The 23,375-nt window shown below is 58.9% G+C and carries 16 protein-coding genes and 1 pseudogene; 11 read left to right on the top strand and 6 right to left on the bottom strand.

What is annotated here, in order from left to right:
* Positions 1–74 precede the first annotated feature (74 nt).
* The 5 genes from CFE47_RS11055 to CFE47_RS11035 all read left to right on the top strand — a co-directional run bounded on the left by CFE47_RS11055 (position 75) and on the right by CFE47_RS11035 (position 4,272).
* Complete coding sequence (locus CFE47_RS11055) at positions 75–857, top strand: MetQ/NlpA family ABC transporter substrate-binding protein (RefSeq protein WP_105698359.1); 783 nt, start codon at positions 75–77, stop codon at positions 855–857.
* Between the two features lie 488 nt (positions 858–1,345).
* A complete protein-coding gene (locus CFE47_RS11050; protein ID WP_003187615.1) occupies positions 1,346–2,011 on the top strand; it encodes an amino acid ABC transporter permease in 666 nt (221 codons plus the stop codon).
* Entirely contained in the window at positions 1,992–2,651 is a 660-nt protein-coding gene (locus CFE47_RS11045; RefSeq protein WP_017736877.1) for an amino acid ABC transporter permease, read from the top strand. The genes CFE47_RS11050 and CFE47_RS11045 overlap by 20 nt, the downstream gene beginning before the upstream one ends.
* Positions 2,648–3,424: an amino acid ABC transporter ATP-binding protein gene (locus tag CFE47_RS11040; RefSeq protein WP_286836979.1), complete on the top strand. Its 777-nt coding sequence runs from the start codon at positions 2,648–2,650 to the stop codon at positions 3,422–3,424. The genes CFE47_RS11045 and CFE47_RS11040 overlap by 4 nt, the downstream gene beginning before the upstream one ends.
* Positions 3,421–4,272, top strand: coding sequence for a transporter substrate-binding domain-containing protein (locus CFE47_RS11035; protein ID WP_286836977.1), 852 nt, complete (start codon positions 3,421–3,423; stop codon positions 4,270–4,272). The genes CFE47_RS11040 and CFE47_RS11035 overlap by 4 nt, the downstream gene beginning before the upstream one ends.
* Positions 4,273–4,396: 124 nt before the next feature.
* On the opposite strand, the gene CFE47_RS11030 is transcribed toward CFE47_RS11035, so the two are convergent.
* The 4 genes from CFE47_RS11030 to CFE47_RS11015 all read right to left on the bottom strand — a co-directional run bounded on the left by CFE47_RS11030 (position 4,397) and on the right by CFE47_RS11015 (position 10,250).
* Positions 4,397–5,974 (bottom strand): type VI immunity family protein, encoded by a 1,578-nt coding sequence (locus CFE47_RS11030; RefSeq protein WP_286836975.1) that lies wholly within the window; start codon positions 5,972–5,974, stop codon positions 4,397–4,399.
* Between the two features lie 2 nt (positions 5,975–5,976).
* Positions 5,977–7,035, bottom strand: coding sequence for a type VI immunity family protein (locus CFE47_RS11025; protein ID WP_286836973.1), 1,059 nt, complete (start codon positions 7,033–7,035; stop codon positions 5,977–5,979).
* A 3-nt stretch (positions 7,036–7,038) separates the two neighbouring features.
* Positions 7,039–7,827, bottom strand: coding sequence for a VRR-NUC domain-containing protein (locus tag CFE47_RS11020; protein ID WP_286836971.1), 789 nt, complete (start codon positions 7,825–7,827; stop codon positions 7,039–7,041).
* 77 nt (positions 7,828–7,904) lie between these two features.
* Complete coding sequence (locus CFE47_RS11015) at positions 7,905–10,250, bottom strand: type VI secretion system Vgr family protein (protein ID WP_286836969.1); 2,346 nt, start codon at positions 10,248–10,250, stop codon at positions 7,905–7,907.
* Positions 10,251–10,435: 185 nt separating this feature from the next.
* Between CFE47_RS11015 and CFE47_RS11010 the strand changes: the two are divergent.
* Positions 10,436–10,650: pseudogene (locus CFE47_RS11010) on the top strand (fructose-bisphosphate aldolase).
* 164 nt (positions 10,651–10,814) lie between these two features.
* On the opposite strand, the gene CFE47_RS11005 reads toward CFE47_RS11010, so the two are convergent.
* Positions 10,815–11,975: an AAA family ATPase gene (locus CFE47_RS11005; protein ID WP_286836967.1), complete on the bottom strand. Its 1,161-nt coding sequence runs from the start codon at positions 11,973–11,975 to the stop codon at positions 10,815–10,817.
* Positions 11,976–12,096: 121 nt separating this feature from the next.
* Here CFE47_RS11005 and CFE47_RS11000 point away from each other — a divergent pair, with 121 nt between their 5' ends.
* The 4 genes from CFE47_RS11000 (at position 12,097) to CFE47_RS10985 (ending at position 19,697) form a co-directional block, all read left to right on the top strand.
* Positions 12,097–13,179, top strand: a complete 1,083-nt coding sequence (locus tag CFE47_RS11000; protein WP_185704549.1) for an efflux RND transporter periplasmic adaptor subunit — start codon at positions 12,097–12,099, stop codon at positions 13,177–13,179.
* A complete protein-coding gene (locus tag CFE47_RS10995) occupies positions 13,176–14,246 on the top strand; it encodes an efflux RND transporter periplasmic adaptor subunit (RefSeq protein ID WP_286836964.1) in 1,071 nt (356 codons plus the stop codon). Before CFE47_RS11000 ends, CFE47_RS10995 begins: the two co-directional genes overlap by 4 nt.
* Entirely contained in the window at positions 14,243–17,308 is a 3,066-nt protein-coding gene (locus CFE47_RS10990) for an efflux RND transporter permease subunit (protein WP_286836962.1), read from the top strand. The genes CFE47_RS10995 and CFE47_RS10990 overlap by 4 nt, the downstream gene beginning before the upstream one ends.
* Before the next feature lie 208 nt (positions 17,309–17,516).
* Positions 17,517–19,697, top strand: coding sequence for a glycoside hydrolase (locus CFE47_RS10985; protein ID WP_286836960.1), 2,181 nt, complete (start codon positions 17,517–17,519; stop codon positions 19,695–19,697).
* Positions 19,698–19,805: 108 nt separating this feature from the next.
* Here CFE47_RS10985 and CFE47_RS10980 read toward each other — a convergent pair whose 3' ends face one another.
* Complete coding sequence (locus tag CFE47_RS10980; protein ID WP_286836958.1) at positions 19,806–20,432, bottom strand: class I SAM-dependent methyltransferase; 627 nt, start codon at positions 20,430–20,432, stop codon at positions 19,806–19,808.
* Between the two features lie 142 nt (positions 20,433–20,574).
* Between CFE47_RS10980 and CFE47_RS10975 the strand changes: the two genes are divergently transcribed.
* Positions 20,575–23,370 (top strand): RHS repeat-associated core domain-containing protein, encoded by a 2,796-nt coding sequence (locus CFE47_RS10975; RefSeq protein WP_286836956.1) that lies wholly within the window; start codon positions 20,575–20,577, stop codon positions 23,368–23,370.
* Positions 23,371–23,375: the final 5 nt, after the last annotated feature.

The raw sequence follows: 23,375 nt of genomic DNA, 5'->3' as shown, positions 1-23,375 counted from the left end.
CGATAGCACTTCGCTGGCACACCCTATAAAAACGGTCGTCACAGACGCCCTCGGAATTCCGATAAGGACACTGCATGAAAAAGGTTCTGTTGTTTACCGCACTGGCGGCTGCCCTGACTGCAAGCTTCGCCCAAGCCAACGAGAAGCTGGTGGTTGCGGCCACCCCGATCCCGCACGCGGAGATCCTCGAACTGGTCAAGCCAACCCTGGCCAAAGAAGGCGTGGACCTGGAAATCAAAGTCTTCACCGACTACGTGCAACCTAACGTGCAAGTGGCCGAGAAGCGTCTGGACGCCAACTACTTCCAGACCCTGCCGTACCTGGAAAACTTCAACAAGGGCAAGGGCACCAACCTGGTGACCGTGGTCGGCGTGCACGTTGAACCGTTCGGCGGCTACTCGAAAAAGATCAAGAAAATTGAAGACCTGAAAGACGGCGCCACCGTGGCCATCCCGAACGAAGGCTCCAACAGCGGCCGTGCCCTGTTGCTGCTGCAAAAGGCGGGCGTGATCACCCTGAAAGACCCAACCAACGCCCTGGCCACGCCGAAAGACATTGCCAGCAACCCGAAACACCTGAAATTCAAAGAGCTGGAATCAGCCCTGCTGCCACGCGTACTGGACCAGGTTGACCTGGACCTGATCAACACCAACTACGCCCTGGAAGCCGGCCTGAACCCAGCCAAAGACGCACTGATTCTGGAAAGCGCTGACTCGCCTTACGTTAACTTCCTAGTAGCGCGTCCGGACAACAAGGACAGCGATGCCATCCAGAAGCTTTCCAAGGCCCTGACCAGCCCTGAAGTCAAAGCCTTCATCGAGAAGAAATACAGCGGCGCGGTCGTGCCTGCGTTCTGATGTAACTGAAAACCCCCTTCAAGGTTTCAACGCCGATGGCTTGCATAGCGTCGGCGTTTTTTATTGGGTCTGGAATACGGTCAAAACTGTGGGAGCGGGCTTGCTCGCGAATGCGGTGTGTCAGAGACACATTCATCGCTGACCCAACGCATTCGCGAGCAAGCCCGCTCCCACATTTGAACTGTGTAGGCTCACACAATTCGGCTATTGATCGCCCTACGCAACGCCACCAACCATTTCACCAACTCCTGCGGATCCATCGGTTTCAATTCTTTCATCATTCATTCCCTCGAATCACAGACCCCAAGACCATAGCCGTCACCCGGCAAACCCGCGAATCCGGCGGTTATCTTTTTGGGTGATATCAATATGCTATTTGGGTATTTAAATTTTCTTTTTTATACCTTTAAAGTTCGCGCTACCCGACGTTACCCACGCCGGATCGAACCGCGCACGTCGCATTACCCCTGCGACGTTTTGGACTTCCGATGACCTTCGATTTCGCTTTTATCCTCAGCACCTTGCCGGCGTTTTTAAAGGCCGTGGGCGTGACGCTGCAAGTGGGCCTGATCGCCATTGCCACCTCCCTGCTGGTGGCGCTGATCAACGCCGCACTGCTGGTATTCCGCACGCCCTACCTGTCGCGCCTGGTGGCGCTGTACGTGGAGCTGGCGCGGAACACGCCGCTGCTGATCCAACTGTTTTTCGTCTACTTCGCGCTGCCGGCTCTGGGGTTCAATATCTCCGGGTTTTGGGCGGCGATCATCACCATGACGTTCCTCGGCGGTGCCTACCTCACCGAAGTGCTGCGCGCTGGTGTGGAAGCGGTGCCGCTGGCGCAGATCGAGTCGGGTAAATCCATCGGCCTGTCGGACTGGCAGCTGTTGCGCCATGTGATCCTGCCCCAGGCCGGCATCCTCAGCCTGCCGGCACTGTTCGCCAACTTCATCTTCCTGCTTAAGGAGACCACCGTAGTCTCCGCCGTGGCGGTGCCAGAGATTCTCTACACCACCAAGAGCTACATCGCCCTCTACTACAAGACCTACGAAATGCTCGCCGTGTTGACGCTGATTTGCGTGTTGCTGTTCTTGCCGCTGTCGCTGCTGCTCAGCCGCCTGGAAAGGAGGCTCCAGCATGGCCAGTTCGGGTCTTGAGTTGTTGTGGGTGTCGTTGCCGCAATTGGGCAAGGGCGCTGCGCAAACGCTGTCGATTTCATTCTTGAGCATCGCGTTCAGCACCGTCGGCGGCGTGCTGTACGGCGTGCTGCGCACGTTGAACAACAAGGTGATCAACGCGGTGCTGCGGGTGTACCTGGAGCTGTTCCGTGCGATCCCGGTGTTGGTGTGGTTGTACCTGCTGTTTTTCGGTTTGCCGATTTTCTTCGGCCTGAGCATCCCGAGCTTCTGGTGCGCCGTGTTGGTGCTGTCACTGTGGGGCGCCAGTGAAGTGGGTGAAGTGGTGCGCGGCGCGTTGCATTCGCTGCCCCGTGGCCAGCGCGAAGCGGGCTTGTCGATTGGCCTGTCCGACCCGCAACTGTACGGCTACGTGTTGCTGCCCCAGGCCCTCAAGCGCATGACGCCACCGACCATCAACGTCTACACGCGCATCATCAAGACCAGCTCGCTGGCGGTGCTGATCGGTGTGGTGGACGTGATCAAGGTTGGCCAGCAAATCATCGAACGCACCTACGAGTCAGTGCTGATCTACGGCGTGCTGTTCCTGTTTTTCTTCTTTATCTGCTACCCGTTGTCGGCCGCCTCCAAGGTGCTGGAACGGCGCTGGGCCCAAGCATGAGCGCATTGATCGAGTTCCAGGGTTTCAATAAATACTTCGGCGACCAGCAGGTGCTCAAAGGCATCGACCTGAGCGTGCAAAGCGGCGAAGTGGTGGTGATTCTCGGCCCCAGCGGCTGCGGCAAAAGCACCTTGCTGCGTTGCCTTAACGGGCTAGAAGTGGCCCACAGCGGCAGCCTGCGTTTCGCTGGCAACGAGTTGCTGGATAAAAAAACCGACTGGCGCCAAGTGCGCCAGGACATCGGCATGGTGTTCCAGAGCTACCACTTGTTCCCGCACATGAGCGTGCTCGACAACATCCTGCTCGGCCCACTGAAAGTGCAGAAGCGTGATCCTCGCGAAGCCCGCGAGCAAGCCGAAAAACTCCTGGATCGCGTGGGCTTGGCCGACAAGCGCGACGCCTTCCCGCGCCAGCTCTCCGGCGGCCAGCAGCAGCGCATCGCCATCGTGCGTTCGCTGTGCATGAACCCCCAGGTGATGCTGTTTGATGAAGTCACCGCCGCCCTCGACCCGGAAATGGTCAAGGAGGTGCTGGAAGTGATCCAGGGCCTGGCCCGCGATGGCATGACCCTGTTGATCGTCACCCACGAAATGGCCTTTGCCCGCGCCGTCGCCGACCGCGTGGTGTTCATGGAGGCCGGTCGCATCCTCGAACACAACACCCCCGAAGAATTCTTTACGAACCCGCAAACCGCACGCGCGCAGCAGTTCCTGGAGAAGTTCTCCTTTGTGTCAACACTGCCCAAGAAAACCAAGGAACTGGAGCTGCTATGAAAAAGTTACTGCTGCCACTGTTGGCCGTCGCCGTACTGGCCGGCTGCGATAAAAAGGCCGAAGAGCCTGCTAAACCCGTTGCCGCCGCGAGCTACATCGACAAGATCAAGGCGCGTGACAAGCTGATCGTCGGCGTATTCACCGACAAGCCGCCGTTTGGCTTTGTGAACGAAGCAGGCCGTTACGTGGGCTTCGATACCGACATCGGCCGTCAATTCGCCAAGGACTTGCTGGGCGATGAAAACAAAGTCGAGTTCGTCGCGGTCGAGCCAGCCAGCCGCATTCCGTTCCTGCAGAGCGACAAGGTCGACCTGATCCTCGCCAACATGACCGTGACCCCTGAGCGCAAGGAAGCGGTGGACTTCACCAACCCCAACCTGAAAGTCGCGGTACAGGCCCTGGTGCCGAATGACAGCGCGGTGAAAAGCCTGGATGACCTGGCCACCCGCACCACCATCGTTACCACCGGCACCACCGCCGATATCTGGCTGACCAAGAACCACCCGGACTGGAAACTGCTCAAGTTCGAGAAAAACTCCGAGTCCCTGCAAGCGCTGTCCGCTGGCCGTGGCGATGCCTATGCCCAAGACAACCTGGTGCTGTTCAGCTGGGCCAAGCAGAACCCAGGCTACCGCGTGTTGGAAGAAAAACTCGGCGACGAAGCGCCGATCGCCCCAGCGGTGAAGAAGGGCAACATCGAGCTGCGTGACTGGGTGAATGCCGAGTTGGCGAAGTTGGGTGAGGAGAAATTCTTGCTCAAGCTGTATGACCAATATGTGCGTAAAGAGCTGAGCGATGACACCAAGCCTGAGAGCGTGATTGTTGAAGGCGGTAAGTGGCAGGGTTGATTGGTGTCTGGGTCGAGGGCTCCCCTCGACCTGTCCTCCGAACTGGCGGACTTGCCTATTAGAGGAGCGTGCATCGATTGGGTATCGGTCACTCAGTTCTCCGGGCAACGGTTGGTTGGAGGCATCATGGCTCCTCATCAACGTAATGACCTACCAACCCAAGCCAACGCCAGACTACCTTCTCACCGCCAACCCAAGGCATCTGGGGTTCATCGTCAAACAATTGCAGAGTCCTGGGCTTGTACTCGCAGACCCACAACCCCGGATAGGGACAAGGTTCGCCACTGCGTGCACGAAGGCCACTCACAGCCCAGATCCAGCGAACGACCTGACCTTGATGAAGAGGGAGCCGCTCGTTCAACGTAACTTCACAATCTACACAGCGATCGCGCTCCATTTCCCAGCGACCTGCACGAGGTGCCGGTTCAAGGCTGTTGGCGAAACTGGAAGGTGTTTGATCAAGGTCGCGCTGCCAAAAAACCGCTTCGTCGCCTGACTCGCTGGCGAGGGCTGGCAGGATATCGCCCTGCTTGAAGGCGCGGCGGGAGTACGCCTGATCAGGGACGAACCACAAGCCGGATTGGGTGCACGCCATGCCTGAAACAATGCTAAGCGGCATCACTTTGCTGGAGACCTGTGCTGGAGATATCTCCGGCGGCCTCTTAAATCGTGCTGCCGGCGTCGGCCAATCACTCTCGGTGTCGAAACGAGCCATCCAGCGGCGGCTGTCAGCATCGGTGAAGCGCTCGTTGGGGTCGCCGTCCCATTGGCCGAAGCCGAGCAATCCCAAGTCGTCGTAGCGGATAGGTTTGAGGAGTTTGTTCAGGAGCATGGGCAATTCGGGCACGCCTTGCTCGACGGGGTATAGCTCGGGTTGTTCGCCCAGTTCGATCCACTGGCCGCTGTGTAATTCGGTAATGCTGATGCGAGGGTGGGCGAGTGCTGCGCGTACTTGCTCGCGGGTGAGGTCAAGTTTTTCGCGCCAGTGGTCGGCGAGCAGGAAGGCCCAGGTGGGGGGGCGGATGCCGTTGAGTAGTTCGCTCTGCATACCAAAAGGGAAATCAATATCCAGACCATAGAAGCTGGGAGCCAACGCTCGCTCCCAAGTAGTGATGGCGGACCGTGTGCCGAACTGAAGCGGATTGGCCATGGCAAAGCCGCTGTAGACCTGATGTGCCTTGAGCAGGTCAATGGTCTTGAGTACAAAGCGGCGCCATGCTTCGCGGTTTTCCAACCACCATTGCCAACGGTAATAGAACAAGATGTAGGAATATTCGGTTCTTCTACCCTCATATCTTATGAACCATGTTCGCCAAAAATAACCCGCTGTCGTCGGTGAGGAGGCATGGTTTTTTTCATCGGTGAATTTAAAAACAAAATCCTCTGAGCGGGAGGCTTTCTTGGCCTGCTCGCGTAGATCCGGCAAGCGTGACGAACCGTAAGGATGTGGACGTTCTGAAATCGGATGGGTCCCTATGGTGTAGGGCTTTCCAAGTAATTGCTCAAAAGCTTCGTGAATATCCACCATCAGCAGTGCCGCTTCTTGGTGATTGTCCGGGCCTGGGGGGAAATAGAAACTGATGAAGGGGCTGACGCTGTGCCGCGCTTCGTCAGTGCCCCAATCGGTATTAGGCCATTCCTTTAGTCCCTCAATAAATTCTTCGCGTTCTTCCTCATCAAACAGGTTATGTGTAGTGCTCATACTTACCTCTTGTTCTTGTTACCTTTCACGGTTGACGGCGTCGGCCAATCACTGTCGGTGTCGAAACGGGCCATCCAGCGGCGGCTGTCAGCATCGGTGAAGCGCTCGTTGGGGTCGCCGTCCCATTGGCCGAAGCCGAGCAATCCCAAGTCGTCGTAGCGGATAGGTTTGAGGAGTTTGTTCAGGAGCATGGGCAATTCGGGCACGCTTTGCTCGACGGGATATAGCTCGGGTTGTTCGCCCAGTTCGATCCACTGGCCGCTGTGTAATTCGGTAATGCTGATGCGAGGGTGGGCGAGTGCTGCGCGTACTTGCTCGCGGGTGAGGTCAAGTTTTTCACGCCAGTGGTCGGCGAGGAGAAAGGCCCAGGTGGGAGGGCGGATGCCGTTAAGCAGTTCGCGTTGCATACCAAAAGCATAATCAATATCCAGGCCATAGAAGCTTGGAGCTAATGCCCGCTCCCATGTGGTGACAGCGGAACGGGTACCAAATTCAAGCGGGTTGGTCATGGCAAAGCCGCTGTAAACCTGATGTGCCTTGAGCAGATCAATGGTCTTGAGCACAAAGCGGCGCCATGCATCGCGGTTGTCCAACCACCATTGCCAACGGTAATAGAAGACGATGGATGAATAGCTGGATCTCCTGTGCTCATCTCTTATAAACCACGTGCGCCAGAAGTACCCCGCCGTAGTCGGTGAGGAAGCATGGTTTTTTTTATCGGTGAATTTGAAAACAAAGTGCTCGTAATGCTTGGCTTTCCTGGCCTGCTCACGTAGATCCGGCAAACGTGACGAGCCGTAAGGATGTGGACGCTCTGAAATTGGGTGGGTCCCAATGGTGTAGGGCTTTCCAAGCAATTGCTCAAAGGCTTCGTGAATATCCACCATCAGCAGTGCTACTTCTTGGTGGTTATCCGGGCCAGGGGGGAAATAGAAGCTGATGAAGGGGCTGATGCCATGGGAAGCTTCTTCAGTGCCGGACTCTGAATTGGGCCACTCTTTCAGTAACTCGACAAACAGATCTCGTTCTTCGGAAGTAAACATCTGATGAGTTGTACTCATAAATTAGCTCTTCTTCCTTACCTGTTGGTGTTGCGCCGATTTCTTTTCATCCGCTTCAAAGCCGGTGCAATCTTCCGGCACCCGCAGCAGCACTACTTTTTCTGTGCCGATTTTGTCCCGATTAATGCCGGTTTTCGGTGTCATGAGCTCTACGTAATCCATCATTTGCTTGTTTTTAACCCAATCCCCCGGAAACTTGATCTCAATCGCCGCAAACACATTGTCCGTTTCAAACGCCTCCTGCCGGTACTCAACCACCACCAAGTCCGGAGCCAGACTCTCCCAAGGCCGCGGCCAGAACGGAAACACTTTGCCGAACCGCTTCGGTCGAGTCTCAGGTTCGCCTAACAGGGCTTTTGAGCTGTTACGGTTGTAATTGGGCTCGGCCTTGAGCGGGCTACGCCACTCCAGCACTTCGTCTATCGCCTCAAACAGCAACGAAGCGGTGGTTTGCTTGAGCGCCACCTCGATGGTGGTGGTCACACTGTCGCCGGCGACGCTCTTGCGCAGGCGACGTGGCACCTTGATCGGCATCTGCAGGGCGACGTTGCACACCTGGCTGATGGCCGGGCGGAACGGTACTTTGCGTTCGATGTATTCCCTGAAATTCACGTTTTCATTACCGCGTCGCGAAACGGTGCTATTGCCGCCCCGGTCCACCAGGGCAAAGGTTGAACTCTTGATTTCGATTTCACGGGTCAGCGCTTCAATAGCCTGCTGCAAGACTTGCTTGATAGTGCTTTTGCATTCAGCAATTTCACTGGCGAGCCGCGCCAGGTCGGCTGTGCTCATGGCTGCTTCGTGGGCCTGATATACCCGATAGGCGCGGTATGCACCTGCAAGAAGGGCTGCGGCGGCTGGGGCTGGCATCAGTCAAGGTCTTCCATGTATTGATCAAGAAAATCATCGGGGAAAAGCCCGACGCCATCGTGAACCACGGCTTGCTCTTCAATGAGTACGACGCTGGGTTGCCAGGTTTCAGTGATACGCTGATCATCACGTACGATTGCTTTATGGGCTTGCACGGCGTGGGTCGTTTGCGTCATAGCCCAGTCTGTTTCGCCGGACGAGTGAGTCAGGCCCTCGGCGAGTACGGCAGCGCCATCGGTTATGCGATACCGATAGCCAGAGAAAGCGCGTTGATCGTTCTTGAGCAGCGTATAGCGCCCCAGGAAGTCGCCAGGTGGAGGTGCCGGCGAGCGCTCAAGACTTGCGAATGGATTACCGGTGCCTTTGGCCTCTGCGGTCACCGGTCCTTTGATTTTGATGGTCAGCCCATCAAGGGTAATTCCATCGCCATCAATCGTTATGCTGCCTCCGGGCGCCTTCAGGACGATTCGTTGGCCCGCTGCAACCTCAAACACCGTGGTTTTCTGCGCGATGCCTTCTCCGGCAGCCAGCCGGTAGTGACTCTTTACACAATGATCAACACTCCCGCCGATGCGGATGTCGTGATCAGCGGTGACCGTGTCGAATCGGTTGTTTCCGACTTCCTCGACACGGTCCCTACCGATGTGGGTCCGGTGGTCGCGGCCCAGCGTCTGAAAGCGATCCTGCGCCACCTCAATTCGCTCATCGTTGCCTACCCTTTCACTACGATCGTGGCCAATTTCAATATGCTCGTCGTGCCCGACCTTCTCGCGGCGGTCATTTCCGACGTAAATGCCGTTGTTGTGTTTTATATGGACGTTCTTGTCTTTTTCGGCGTGGATGTACACCTCCTGCTGTCCTTGCTCATCCTCAAAGCGCAGCTCATTGAAACCTGAACCTTTGTGGGTTCGGCTCTTGATGGTCATCCGCGTTTTGTGTTTCGGCAGCTCGTAGGGCGGCAAATTGGTCTCGCGGTAGGTGCGACCCGTGGCAATTGGTTGGTCAGGATCACCATCTTGATAGCTGATAATCAGCTCCTGACCGACCCGCGGCACGGCCATGGCGCCCCAGGTCGCGCCAGCCCAGGACTGAGCCACACGAATCCAGCACGAGCTCTGATCGTTGTTTTTGTCAGAACGGTCCCACGGGAATTGCACCTTCACCCGGCCCCATTTATCGCAATAGATCTCTTCATTCGGAGGGCCGACTACGGTGGCGATCTGCGGGCCGTCGATACAAGGCTTGTCGCGCAGCGGGGCTTTCCAGTCAGAGGTCCAACGAATAGCGGTGGCTTTCATCTCATAAAACGTGCCGGCATTACTGCCGAACGCTTCTTCCTCAAGGCTGGTGTGCTGTTTGCCTTCATGTTCGATGGTGATGGTGCGCCAGCGGTCGTTGAAGTCATCGCGCGGATGACCATTCAAATCGAAAGCCAGCCCCGTTTGCAGGCGCGCATCGTCGCCTTGCAGATGCGCCATCTTGGCGTCACTGCGCAGAGCACTCAGGCGGGTTTTGGTGAAGGGTTTACCAGCAATATCGCGCTTGTAGCGGCCGGGGTAGTCGTAGCGCTCGTAATCCTTGTGCTGGTGGTTCAAATCCTGGTCGCCGGTGGCGGTGTGTTGTTGGCTGTAGCGAGGGTGAGTGAAGGTGTAGTCGCGCTGCACCTGGACGGCGGTGCGCACTTGTTCGGTGTAGTGGAAGCGGTGCAAGGCCGGTTCCATGGAGTCGCCACCGCCCATAGGTTGGTAGGCAACCGGGCAGTGTTGGTGAGTGCCAATGGTGCCCAGGCCGCCAACGCGGTCGGTGAACCACAGCGTGTGGCCATCGGCGCAATGTTCGAAGGTGTAGAGCAGACCTTCTTCGGCGGCGAGGCGGGCGATGAAGTCGAGGTCGGTTTCGCCAGCCTGCACGCAATATTCGCGGGGTTGATGATCGAAGCAGAGATAAGTTTTGACGTCCGTCAGGCGTTGCTCCTTGAGCACGTCAAGGATGATGTCGGGCACGTTTTTGCCCTGGAAGATGCGCCAGTTGGAACGCAGTTCGAAACGCTTCAGCGTCGGTTCTAGCACTACGCTGTAACGGGTACGTCGAAAACCGGTATCGCCTTGGGTGAACAGGCTGACCAGACCGTGGACGTAACGCACCGGTGTTTCACCGCGCCAAATCGTGAACAACGCCGCCAGATCCAGCACACGATTGAAGTCGATGGCGGCGTTGTGGCTGGCAAGTTCCAGCTCTAGTTTAAATGGCTGGGACAGGCCTTCTTCGAACTTGAACGACACTACGTCGAAGGCATCCCCTTTCAAGGGTTCGAAGGTGTAGCGCAGGTCGCTTTGGCGGGGCATCGGAATTCCTTGTCGATCTGTGGTAGCCAGTCGATCACGCACGAAGCGTCTTGGGATCGTGGGTTGCAACGTCTTGACAGCTTCGTTATGCGAGCCACTCTACGCAGGCGTGATTTGAGGCCTCAATAGCGTGGAGACAATCAAGAGGCATCCGACATTGCCGACTGTGATGAGCTGTCGGACATATCCCATCAGTTGCACAAACCGCAACCGACTACCCCGTCCTGTTGATCGACAGCGATGCTCCGCTCTGCACCCGATGGCCTGTTCAAACGTGTCCGACTATGCCGAGCACGACATCAATACCGTCGCCAATACCGCCCGGATCATGGTCCAGGATGTAGCAGATGTGTTTACTGTGATTGAGCGGCGCGGGTTTGATTCACCTGCGGTGAGTTGATGTGATTTGAGCTGTGAGAAAACCCGCTTCGGCGGGGTTTCTGGTTTTTGGGTGGCATGACAGGGTTGATGTTGCTGTACCGCCGTCATCACGCACTCGCTGGGCTCGACGGCTTCCACAACAGTGGTGATCGCGAGGTTGCGATCCTCATTGGCACACTTCAATCACTCCGGCCAATGCCAAGCCGGCGCATCCAGAATCCCTTGCCCCACAATCCGCGTTTCCCCCAACACCTTCTCCAACACAATCGAATTGCACCCTTCATCCTGCTGCAAGGCCGCAATCAACCGACTCGCATGGGACACCACCCACACCTGGCACTGCCGGGATGCCTGGATAATCAAGCGCGCCAACGCCGGCAGCAGGTCGGGATGCAGACTGGTCTCGGGCTCGTTCAGTACCATCATCGTCGGCGGCCTAGGTGTGAGCAGCGCGGCGATCAGCAGCAGGTAACGCAATGTGCCGTCCGACAGCTCCGCTGCCGACAATGGCCGCAGCAACCCTTCCTGGTAAAACTCAATTGCAAAGCGTCCGCCCTGCAACGGTTGGATGTTCAAGCGCGCGCCGGGGAACGCATCGCTTACGGCTTGCTGCAAGGCGTCGGGATCACCGATCTCGCGGATGGTCTGCAACGCTGCTGCCAAATCGCGCCCATCGTGATGCAGCACCGGTGTGCGCGTGCCCAGTTGTGGCTGGCGCACGGGTGCGTCGACATCGCTGCGAAAGTGATCATAAAAACGCCAGCCACGGATGCTTTCGCGCAGTAGCAACACCTCTGGCGAACCACGCAGGCTGCCGACCTGGTCGAACAGGCTGTGGTAGTTGGGCGTGTGCTGGGCCAGTACGTCCCAATTGCGCCCGTCACGTGCCCGCACCATTGGCCCGGAACGCTGCACCAGCAGGCTGGCCGGGCGGTAGATGTGGCCGGCCCAGATGCATTCCTTCTTCACTTCCGGGTCCAGGGAGAAAAAGGACAGGCTCGGCTCGGGCAAACCCAGGGAAATGGCGTAGCTGAAATCTTCCCCGGCAAAACCCAGGCGCAGGCGCTTGACACCTTGGCGCACCGACGACTCTATCGGCACCTCGCCCTGGCGCATGCGTCGGCTGATGCTTTCCGGCCCGGCCCAGAAGGTGGAGTCCAGGCCACCCTCACGGGCCAGCGCGTTGATCACCCCACCTTGGGCAGTTTCCGCTAGCAGGCGCAGGGCGCGGTACAGGTTGGACTTACCGCTGCCATTGGGACCCGTGACCAGATTCAGCCGGTCCAAGGGCACTACCAATTTATTGATCGAGCGGTAATTGGCCACCGCGAGGGTCTTGAGCATGGGCATTCAATCGGCGTGGGAACCATTGGAGTATGGGAGCCTCCATGCAGATAAGGAACCCTGAACTAAGCTCACAGTCGCATACACACTGGCAAGTCGGCATCACGCAAAAGGAGCCTGCATGGGCGGTCGTATTTCCACCTGTATTTTCGGACTTGGCCTACTGACGCTGCTAAGCGGCTGTGGCCAGGAAAAGGCTGAGCCCAAGCAGCATTCACGGGTCTTTGTGCAGACCGTGCAGTCAGCGGATTTTGCTGCAGCGGTCACACTGACCGGGGATATCCAGGCCCGTGTGCAAACCGATTTATCCTTCCGCGTGGGTGGCAAGATCATCCAGCGCATGGTGGATGTGGGCGACCGTGTTACCGCCAAGCAAGTGCTGGCCAAGCTCGATCCCAAGGACTTGCAAACCAACGTCGATTCGGCCCAAGCCCAAGTCGTGGCCGAACAGGCACGTGTCAAACAGACTGCTGCCGCTTTTGTACGCCAGGAAAAGCTCTTGCCCAAGGGCTACACCAGCCGCAGCGAATACGATGCCGCCCAGGCCGCGTTGCGCAGCAGTCAAAGTGCGCTGGCCGCCGCCCAGGCCCAACTGGCCAACGCCCGCGAACAACTCGGCTACACCGCGTTGATTGCCGACGCGCCGGGTGTGATTACTGCGCGCCAGGCGGAAGTGGGCCAAGTAGTGCAAGCCACCGTGCCGATTTTCAGCCTGGCCCAGGACGGCGAGCGAGATGCCGTGTTCAACGTCTATGAGTCGTTGTTGGTGGAGCCGCCGCCTGATGCGCCGATCACCGTCAGCCTGCTGGATAACCCCAGCATCAAGGCCCAGGGCAAAGTTCGCGAAGTGACACCCGCCGTGGCGGCCAACACCGGCACTGTGCAGGTCAAGATCGCCCTGGAGGCGTTGCCCAAAGGCATGCAGCTGGGGTCGGTGGTGAGTGCCACGGCCAACGGCCCGGCCAAGCCCAGCATCGAGCTGCCGTGGTCGGCCCTGACCAAAGACCTCAACGAACCCGCCGTATGGTTGATCGACAGCGACGGCAAGGCGCAATTGCACAAGGTCAGCGTGGCGCGTTACCTCACCGGCAAAGTCATCCTCAGCGACGGCCTCAAGGGCGGCGAAAAAGTCGTGGTCGCCGGCGGGCAATTGCTCCACCCCGGCATGCTCGTGGAAATCGCCCAGCAAGGAGCCCAGCCATGAAGCGCCTGACGGTGTTACTCGCCGCCAGCCTGTTGCTGGTGGCCTGCTCCAAGGAAGAAGCGCCGCCGGAGCCCGTGCGACCGGTGCTGTCCATGGAAGTGAAAGCCGAGGACCAGGAAACCCTCGGCCGCTTCGCCGGTACCATCCAGGCCCGCTATGAAAGCAACCTGGGTTTCCGCGTGCCTGGCCGCATCGCCCGTCGCGCTGTGGATGTGGGCGCCGAAGTGGAGAAGGGGGCCTTGCTCGCGGTACTCGACCCCACCGATCAACAGAACCAACTGCGTGCCGCCCAGGGCGATCTGGCCAAGGTGCAGGCGCAATTTATCAACGCCCAGGCCAATGCGCGCCGCCAGCAGGAATTGTTCAACCGTGGCGTCGGTGCCCAGGCCCAGTTGGATGTCGCCCAGACCGACCTGAAAACCACCCAGGCGTCCCTCGACCAGGCCCAGGCTTCGGTCAACCAGGCCAAGGACCAACTCAACTACGCCGAGTTGCGCACCGACCACGCAGGCATTGTCACTGCTTGGAATGCCGAGGCTGGCCAGGTGGTCAGCGCCGGCCAGCAAGTGGTGACCCTGGCCCGCCCCGATATCAAGGAAGCCGTGATCGACCTGCCCGCCGGCCTTGCCGAACGCTTGCCGCCGGACGTGGTGTTCCTGGTCGCCGAGCAGCTCAACCCCAACGTGCACACCACCGCCATCGTGCGCGAGATCGAACCCCAGGCCCAAAGCGCCACGCGTACCCGGCGCGCACGCTTGACCCTGGCCGAGACACCACCTGCGTTCCGCCTTGGCACGGCGATCAGTGTGACGTTGAGCACCGCCATCGCGCCACGCATCGAAGTGCCCCTAAGCGCCTTGCAGGAGGTCGACGGCAAGACCCGCATCTGGCTGCTCGACACCCAGAGCCAGACCGTGCAGCCGCGTGATGTAACCGTCATCAGCCGTGACGCCAGCAGCGCGTTGCTCAACGGCGGCGTCAAACCCGGCGAACGCATCGTCACCGCTGGCGTGAACAGCCTGAAACCCGGGCAAAAAGTCAAAATCGACGAGGACAGCCCGCGATGAAAGGCAGCTTCAACTTATCTGACTGGGCCCTCAAGCATCAGTCCTTCGTCTGGTACCTGATGTTCGTTGCGCTGCTGATGGGCGTGTTCTCCTACATGAACCTGGGGCGCGAGGAAGACCCTTCCTTCACCATCAAGACCATGGTGATCCAGACCCGTTGGCCGGGCGCGACCCAGGAAGAAACCCTCAAGCAAGTCACCGACCGCATCGAGAAGAAGCTCGAAGAGCTGGACTCCCTCGACTACGTGAAAAGCTACACCCGGCCCGGTGAGTCCACGGTGTTTGTGTTCTTGAAGGACACCACCAGCGCCAAGGACATTCCTCATATCTGGTACCTGGTGCACAAGAAGATTGATGATATCCGCGGCAGCTTCCCCCAGGGTTTACAGGGGCCGTCGTTCAACGATGAGTTCGGTGATGTGTTCGGTTCGGTGTACGCCTTTACCGGCGATGGCCTGACGATGCGCCAACTGCGTGACTACGTGGAGCAAGTGCGTGCCGAGATCCGTTCGGTGCCGGGGCTGGGCAAGGTCGAGATGATCGGCCAGCAGGACGAAGTGATCTATCTGAATTTCTCCACGCGCAAACTCGCGGCGTTGGGGATTGATCAACGCCAGGTCGTACAAAGCCTGCAATCGCAGAACGCAGTGACGCCCGCCGGGGTGATCGAGGCTGGGCCGGAGAGAATTTCGGTGCGCACGTCGGGGCAGTTCGCTTCGGAGAAAGACCTGGCCAACGTCAACCTGCGGCTCAATGACCGCTTCTATCGGCTGGCAGATATCGCTGACATCAGCCGTGGCTACGTCGACCCGGCGCGGCCGATGTTCCGCTTCAATGGCAAACCGGCGATTGGCCTGGCGATTGCCATGCAGAAGGGCGGCAATATCCAGGCGTTTGGCAAGGCCCTGCATGAACGCATGGACGAACTGACCGCCGACCTGCCGGTGGGCGTTGGCGTGCATAAGGTGTCGGACCAGGCGGAAGTGGTGGAAGAAGCCGTCGGTGGCTTTACCAGTGCGCTGTTTGAGGCGGTGATCATTGTGCTGGTGGTGAGTTTTATCAGCCTGGGCATGCGCGCCGGTTTGGTGGTGGCGTGTTCGATCCCGTTGGTGCTGGCGCTGGTGTTCGTGTTCATGGAATACAGCGGCATCACCATGCAGCGGGTGTCGCTGGGCGCATTGATCATCGCCCTCGGCCTGTTGGTGGACGACGCGATGATTACCGTGGAGATGATGATCACGCGCCTGGAAAAAGGCGAAACCAAGGAGCAGGCGGCGACCTACGCCTATACGTCCACGGCGTTCCCGATGCTTACCGGTACGTTGGTGACGGTCGCCGGCTTCGTGCCGATTGGCCTCAACGCCAGCTCGGCCGGCGAATACACCTTCACCCTGTTCGCGGTGATTGCCGTGGCGATGCTGGTGTCGTGGGTGGTGGCGGTGCTGTTTGCGCCGGTGATTGGCGTGCACATCCTCAGCGCCAACGTGAAACCCCACAACGCCGAACCGGGCCGGGTCGGCCGTGCGTTCAATGGCGGCATGCTGTGGGCCATGCGTAACCGTTGGTGGGCCATCGGCATCACCGTGGCGTTGTTCGTGGCGTCGGTGTTTTCCATGCAGTTCGTGCAGAACCAGTTCTTCCCGTCGTCGGACCGTCCGGAAATCCTCGTCGACCTGAACCTGCCGCAAAACGCCTCGATCAACGAGACCCGCAAGGCTGTCGACCGCCTGGAGGCGATCATCAAGGACGACCCGGACATTGCGCGCTGGAGCACCTACATCGGCCAGGGCGCGATCCGGTTCTACCTGCCGCTGGACCAACAACTGGAAAACCCCTACTACGCGCAGTTGGTGATTGTCAGCAAAGGCCTGGAAGAGCGCGGCGAGTTGATCAAGCGCCTGCAAAAACGCCTGCGCGATGACTTCGTGGGTATCGGCAGTTTTGTGCAACCCTTGGAAATGGGCCCTCCGGTGGGGCGACCGATCCAGTACCGAGTGTCTGGCAAGGACATCGACCAGGTGCGCAAACACGCCATTGAACTGGCGACGTTGCTCGATCAAAACACCCACCTGGGCGAGATCATCTATGACTGGAACGAGCCCGGCAAAGTGCTGCGCGTGGACATTGCCCAGGACAAGGCGCGGCAACTGGGGCTGTCGTCCGAAGACGTGGCGCAACTGATGAACAGCGTGGTCAGCGGCGCCTCGGTGACCCAGGTGCACGACGATATCTACCTGATCAACGTGGTTGGGCGTGCCGAAGACGCCGAGCGCGGCACCCCGGAAACCCTGCAGAACCTGCAGATCGTCACGCCTAACGGCACCTCGATTCCATTGCTGGCGTTCGCCACCGTGCGTTATGAGTTGGAGCAGCCGCTGGTGTGGCGCCGCGACCGCAAGCCGACCATCACCATCAAGGCCTCGGTGCGTGATGAGATGCAGCCGACGGACCTGGTCAAGCAGTTGGCGCCGACCATCGACAAGTTCAATGCCGAGTTGCCGGTGGGTTACAAGGTCGCCACCGGCGGCACCGTGGAAGAAAGCGGCAAGGCCCAGGGCCCGATTGCCAGCGTGGTGCCGTTGATGCTGTTCCTGATGGCCACGTTCCTGATGATCCAACTGCACAGCGTGCAGAAGATGTTCCTGGTGGCGAGCGTCGCGCCGCTGGGGCTGATTGGTGTGGTCCTGGCGCTGATCCCCACGGGCACGCCGATGGGCTTTGTGGCGATCCTGGGCATCTTGGCGCTGATCGGCATCATCATCCGCAACTCGGTGATCCTGGTGACGCAAATAGATGCGTACGAGCGCGACGGCTACACGCCGTGGGACGCGGTGGTAGAAGCCACCGAACACAGACGCCGGCCAATCCTGCTAACGGCTGCTGCGGCGAGCCTGGGCATGATCCCCATCGCCCGCGAAGTGTTCTGGGGGCCGATGGCCTACGCGATGATTGGCGGGATTATCATCGCCACATTGCTGACGCTGCTGTTCCTGCCAGCGCTGTATGTGGCCTGGTACAAGATCCGCGAGCCGAAGCCAGACCAACAGGAAAAACACGGTTAAAAATGTGGGAGCGGGCTTGCTCGCGAAGGCGGTGTATCAGTATCAGATGTACTGACTGACACACTGCATTCGCCAGCAAGCCCGCTCCCACATTGGGATCTCCACATGCCATATGGTTTGTGCGAAACCTCCTGGAATCTTTGCCACTGTCGTTTGAGGCCGGGCTGTGTTCTACCCTCCCGACCTCCACCCCAACCGGTCGAACACCATGAACTGGCAACGTCCTATCTTACTGGCCTGCACTTTTCTGCTTTCACCGCTGGCCTGCGCCACTACCGTCCTGGAAAACCCCCTGTGGCGCGTCGAACTCGACCCCGCCACCCTCGCCATTCGCGTCACGCCCAGCGGCCAATCGCCGGTGCAGGCCTCCAGCGGCGTAGCGGCCCGCGTTGTCAGCGAGCTTTCGCAAAGTGCCTTGCAAGCGGATTGGCAATGGGATGAAGGCGCCTTTCGCGTGAACGCCAGCCTTGAACAACGTGACTTAACGCTAACCATCCGCGCGCGGGAGCCCAGCGAACTGCCGATCCTTCAACAACCGGCCAGTGCCATGGGCAAGGGTTTGATCTGGCCGTTAGCTGAAGGCCATTACGTGCCGGCGGGCAATGCAACATGGACGGCATTTCTGCAAGCGCAAGGCAACCTCAACACCACTCAGGACCTGAGCCTGCCGCTGTGGGGTATGGACCACGGTAGCTTCACCTTGAATTGGCTGCTGACCAACCCCTACAACAACCGCCTGCACTGGCAGGACGGCCAGGCCCTGTCAGTGGCTCATGAGTTTACGGCGCTCGACCCTGCTGCGCCCATGACGCTGTTGTTGCACCTGGGCGATGCCGATCCCTTGGCCGGCGCCAAGCGTTATCGCCAGTGGTTGGTGGAGCAGGGGCGCTATGAACCCCTGGCGGACAAGCTGCGCCAGACACCCGAAGCGCGAAAGCTGCTGGGCGCGAGCCATGTTTATGTGTGGGGTAATGATCTTTTGGCCGCGCAGGACGTGCGCGATTGGCCGCTGCTGCTCAAGCGGCTGCGCAATCACGAACTCAAGGGCTTGCTGGACAAGGAAGCCACGAAAGTCCTGGTGCAAAACACTGCGTTGAATCGCTATGAGCAAACGGTGCTGCTGCGTGGGCTCAATGGAGCGATCAACAAAAAAGCACGCCAGAGTTGGCAGGTAGACGAGCCTGATATGTCGCGCCTCGCTGCGCGTTATGGTGAGCTACGCGATCAACTGGCGGTCGTGTTTGCCGGCGCGTTGAGTGATGCCCCTGATACCTGGGGTAGCACGACGATTCAATCGTTGGTCAACGCTGACCTTTCACGCTTGCTGGTGACCCTGGGCGAGGGCTGGGAGGGTGGGCTCTGGCACCCGGAAGCGATCCGCGCGGGTGTCGCTGCAGGGTTTTTGATGGCGCCTTACGACTCTTACGAAACGGCCTTGTCCGCCACGGAAAACCCCGACTGGACCACGGCCCACCTGGGCAGCAAGGCCTATCGCGACTGCGCGATTGTGTTGAGCACCGGCAAGCTGAAAACCGGCTTCCAGCAATCGGGTCACTACACCGACCCGCGCTGTGTGCGGCCGTTGCTCGAAGCCAGGGTGAAGGCAGTCCAAGTCAAGGCTGGCTTCAACGCCTGGTTCCTGGATGCCTACGCCACCAGCATGGTGTTCGACAGCTATCGCCATGGCGCCTCAATGACCCAGGCGCAAAACGCCGAAGGCAATATCGATGCGTCCCGTTGGCTCAATACCACGCTCAAACTGCCCGCCGGCTCTGAAGACGGTAACGCCATCACCGCACAGGGCATTCTGTTCGCCCATGGCATGCAGACGCCGGTGATTGGCTGGGGTGATCCTGCCATGACCCAGGACAAGCAATCGCCCTACTACGTGGGCAACTGGTACCCGCCCGAGCAGCCGACGGTGTTCTTTAAACCGGTACCGCTCAACGAGCCGTTCCGCACCGTGCATTTCGAGCCGAGCATGCGTCTGCCGTTATACCAGGCCGTGTTTCACGGTTCGGTGATCACCACCCATCATTGGCTGTTCGACAGCCTGAAACTCAGCAATGTGTTGGCTGAGAATGAACTGACCCAACTGCTCTACAACGTGCCCCCGCTGTATCACTTGAGTGCGGAGACGGTTAAGCAGCGATTGCCGGTGATTGAGCGCCAGGACCGGTTTTTCCGACCGTTGCATCAGCGCTTGGCGACGCAGGCGATGACCGGGTTTCGGTGGTTGACGGCGGATAGGCAGGTGCAGGAAACCACGTTTGCGGATGGTACGCGGTTGGTGGCGAATTTTGCTGCGATGCCGAGAGAAGGGTATGCCGGGCATAGTGTGACGGCGTTGGTGGAGGGTGAAAAACCTGTGGTGTATCAGGTGAAATAGCGATCGCAGGCAAGCCAGCTCCCACAGGTAACTGCATTCCAAAGTGGAAACTCGGTCAACTGTGGGAGCTGGCTTGCCTGCGATGGGGCCGGTTCAGTCGACACTCATCTACACCTTGCGCCAGACGCTGGCCAGCCAGGGTTGCTGGTCGCGGGGCAATCCCGCCGGCCGATAGTAATGCTCCAACTCCACAAACCCCGCCTCGGCCAGCAGTGCCTGCCACGCCGTCAGGTCGTGATAAGACCCATACCGCGGCCCATTCCAACCCTCCTGGTTCTCACCCCGAGGGTTGGAACTGAACAACACACCCTCAGGTTTCAACGCCCCCTGCAATTGCTTGAGTACACGCGGCAGTTCCTGCTTGGGGATATGAAACAGCACGGCGTTGGCGAAGATTCCATCGAAGCGTTCAGCCGGAAGATCCAGCTTCAGGAAGTCTTGTTGCAGCACCTCACACCCACTGTCCTCGCGTGCCATCTGCGCAAACCGCTCCGAGCCATCCAGGCCCACGGCGATATGCCCCATGCGGGTAAAGGTCTGCAAATCCCGCCCCGGCCCGCAGCCGAAATCCAGCACGGTAAACGGCGCTGAGCCTTGTATATGCCGCAACAGCGCGTCGATGTTCTGACTCACATCGTGGTCGCGGGTGCCTTCGCGGAAGTCCTCGGCAACCTTGTTGTAGTGGCCGAGGGTGGTGGAGGTGATCTGGTCGAGGTCGTCGAGGGCGAGCTTCATGAGGAGTGCGCAGGTAATGGACGTCTCGCGAATATACGTGAATGGGCAGCTTTTGAAGACTTACCTGTTAGTTTTCACAGTATCGCCGTCGCTGCAACCGGGCCATAGTGAGTCGATCCCGCGTCAGTAGCGTAGCCCTCCCATGTCGCTGCACGACACCGCCACACCCACGCTGTTGGTACACGACCCCCGCGCCTTGGTGGTGCGTGGTGTGGGCTACTGCCGTCAACAGCCAGACGAGCTTTTACAGCCGCGCATTACGCGCCAGTGTTTCGATGCTGCCGGTCGCCTGGCGCAGAGTTGGGACCCGCGTCTCTCCAATCCCAACCTGAGCACGGGATACGGCCTCGCAGGCCAGTCGTTGCTTACCGACAGCGTTGACGCAGGCTGGCAACTGACATTGTTCAACGAGGCCCGCCTACCGGTGCTTGCCTGGGACAGCCGAGACAGTGAGTGTCACACCGAGTACGACCCCCTTCAGCGAGTCACTGCGATCCATGAGCGCTGCGGCGAAGGCAGCCTGCAAACGGTCGAACGCATGCTCTACGGTGATGCCGACGCGACCCACAATCGGCGCGGGCAATTGCTGCGCCATGACACACCGGCCAGCAGCCTGAGCATCGCAGGCTACAGCCTTCTCGGACTGCCAATCACCCAGGCCACGCGTGTGCTCAAGTCCCTGGACGCGCCGCATTGGCCAGCGGAACTGCCGGCCCGAGACGATTTACTCGACGATGAGACATTTGTGACGGAGCAGACCTACACCAGCCTTGGCGAATCGCAGGCGCAAACGGATGCCATGGGCAACCTCAGCCTCTTCACGTACACCGTGGCAGGTCAAACCAAAAAGGTGGGTTTGCGCCTGACGGGCGCGGCCCTCGAATGGCTGGTCAGCGTTATTAGCTACAACGCATCCGGCCAGGTCGAGCAGGAAACTGCCGGCAATGGTGTCATCACTACGGCACGCTATGCCGAGGAAAACGGACGTCTTCAACACCTGCTGAGCGAAGACGGTGCAGGCAAGCGGCTTCAGGACCTGCACTACACCTACGACCCGGTCGGCAATATCCTACGCCTAGAAGACCGCGCGCAGCCGATCCGCCACTTCAACAACCGCAAGCTCGAACCGATTAACGACTACCGCTACGACAGCCTTTACCAACTGGTCGAAGCCCGTGGCCTTGAAGTGGTGACGCCCGGCTACGGCCCTGAACTGCCGGTGCTGCAACCGACGCCCCTGGACCCCGCGCAACTGCGCCCCTACACCCAAACCTTCGACTATGACGTAGCGGGCAACCTGAAAGAGCGCCATCACAGCAACGCGCCGACCTTTCGTATGTTCACCTCGGCTACTAGCAACCGCAGCCTGGCGCAGCGCAACGACGGTTCATTGCCGACCGAAGCCGACATCGCCCTAGGCTTCGACGCCAACGGCAACCAGCGGCAACTGATGCCCGGCCAGCAGATGGACTGGGATGCGCGCAACCAATTGAGCCGGGTCACGCAAGTGGCACGTGAAGAAGAGCCGGACGATGACGAGCATTATCGCTATGACCGCCCGGGGCATCGCCTGCGCACAGTGCGCATGGCACATACCCCGCGCCGAACCTTGCGCAGCGAAGTGCTGTATTTGCCTGGCCTGGAACTCCATCGCGACAGCGCCAGCGGCAAAGAGCATCACGTGATCAGTCTGCAAGCCGGGCGCAACCAGGTGCGCGTGTTGCACTGGACCTCTGCGCCACCGGACGGTTTGGTGAATGATCAGCTTCGCTACAGCCTTACGGATCATCTGGGGTCATGTGCGGTGGAACTTGATCACTTGGGCAGGCTGATCAGCCAGGAATGGTATTACGCATTTGGCGGCACGGCATGCTGGGTGGGGCGTAATGGGATGGAGGCCAAGTACAAGACGATTCGGTATTCGGGGAAAAAGCGGGATGCGACGGGGCTTTATTATTATGGGTATCGGTATTACGCGCCGTGGTTGCAGCGGTGGGTTAGTCCTGATCCATTTCTCGCGTTGGACGGGTTAAACCTGTTTTGTATGTTGACCAACAATCCGATCAAGTTTGTGGATGGGGGAGGCTTGATGCGTAGGCTATTTGGTTTGGTTAGCTCAAATGGCCCCATCAGTGACAGCGAAGCAATCGCCGGGCGCATCGAACACTTCAAGCTGTATTTGGTGCCCATGATTCAGCAGCGTCGGGAGAGCGACAAAGAGAGAGCGTTGAAGATGGCAATGAAGATGGAGCGAACCACCGATGTAAAAACGGCAAATGATGCGTTGGCCACTGCTGTACAAGGCTTGGCCGAGGCGCCCCTGACATACAACTTGCCTTCTATGAGTGTCGCCGATCTACAGGAAAGTGGGATGCAAAATGTTTGGGAGCGCGGGACTGCCGAAGAAGACTCTTTGGTGTTCAGAGACGGCTTCGAAACCGGAATATTCAATTATGAACACTCTGACTCGAAAGTGGTGCGCAAGTACGGTGATCGACAGCACAAACGCTTCAACCCTAAGCTACGTCCTCTTTATGGTGCGTTACAGGTGGTCACAGATTCGGCGGCCGGTGGCGCTAAGTCCTATGGAGATGCTGCCTTCGTATTGCACGATGAATCCAGGGAAAGTGTGACCTTACTGGGTAGGGACAGCTTTGACATGGCAGCGTCCCCTGACAATCTAGGAACGTTCAACAATCCATATCCAGTGTTTTTTGAAATGGATCGAGATATGTGGACGGCCTTGACGCAAGGGACTGTTGGGGGGGCCAGGAGACCTGTTGAATACATCGAGTGGCAATCACACGCACCTGTCGAATGGAATGACATGAGCGAGTTGGTGGTTAGCGATTCAACGGTCCTGAGTCAACTATTAAGCCAGGGTGGAGCCAGCAGGTTTCTCGTAGGTCACTCTATTAGAGCGCATGCGCTGAACTAGCGAAC

Origin of the sequence: Pseudomonas sp. PGPPP1, assembly GCF_002255865.1 — a bacterium.
Taxonomy (GTDB): domain Bacteria; phylum Pseudomonadota; class Gammaproteobacteria; order Pseudomonadales; family Pseudomonadaceae; genus Aquipseudomonas; species Aquipseudomonas cremoris.
The sequence above is the reverse complement of the archived record's forward strand: the minus strand, read 5'-3'. Positions and strand labels throughout refer to the sequence as shown.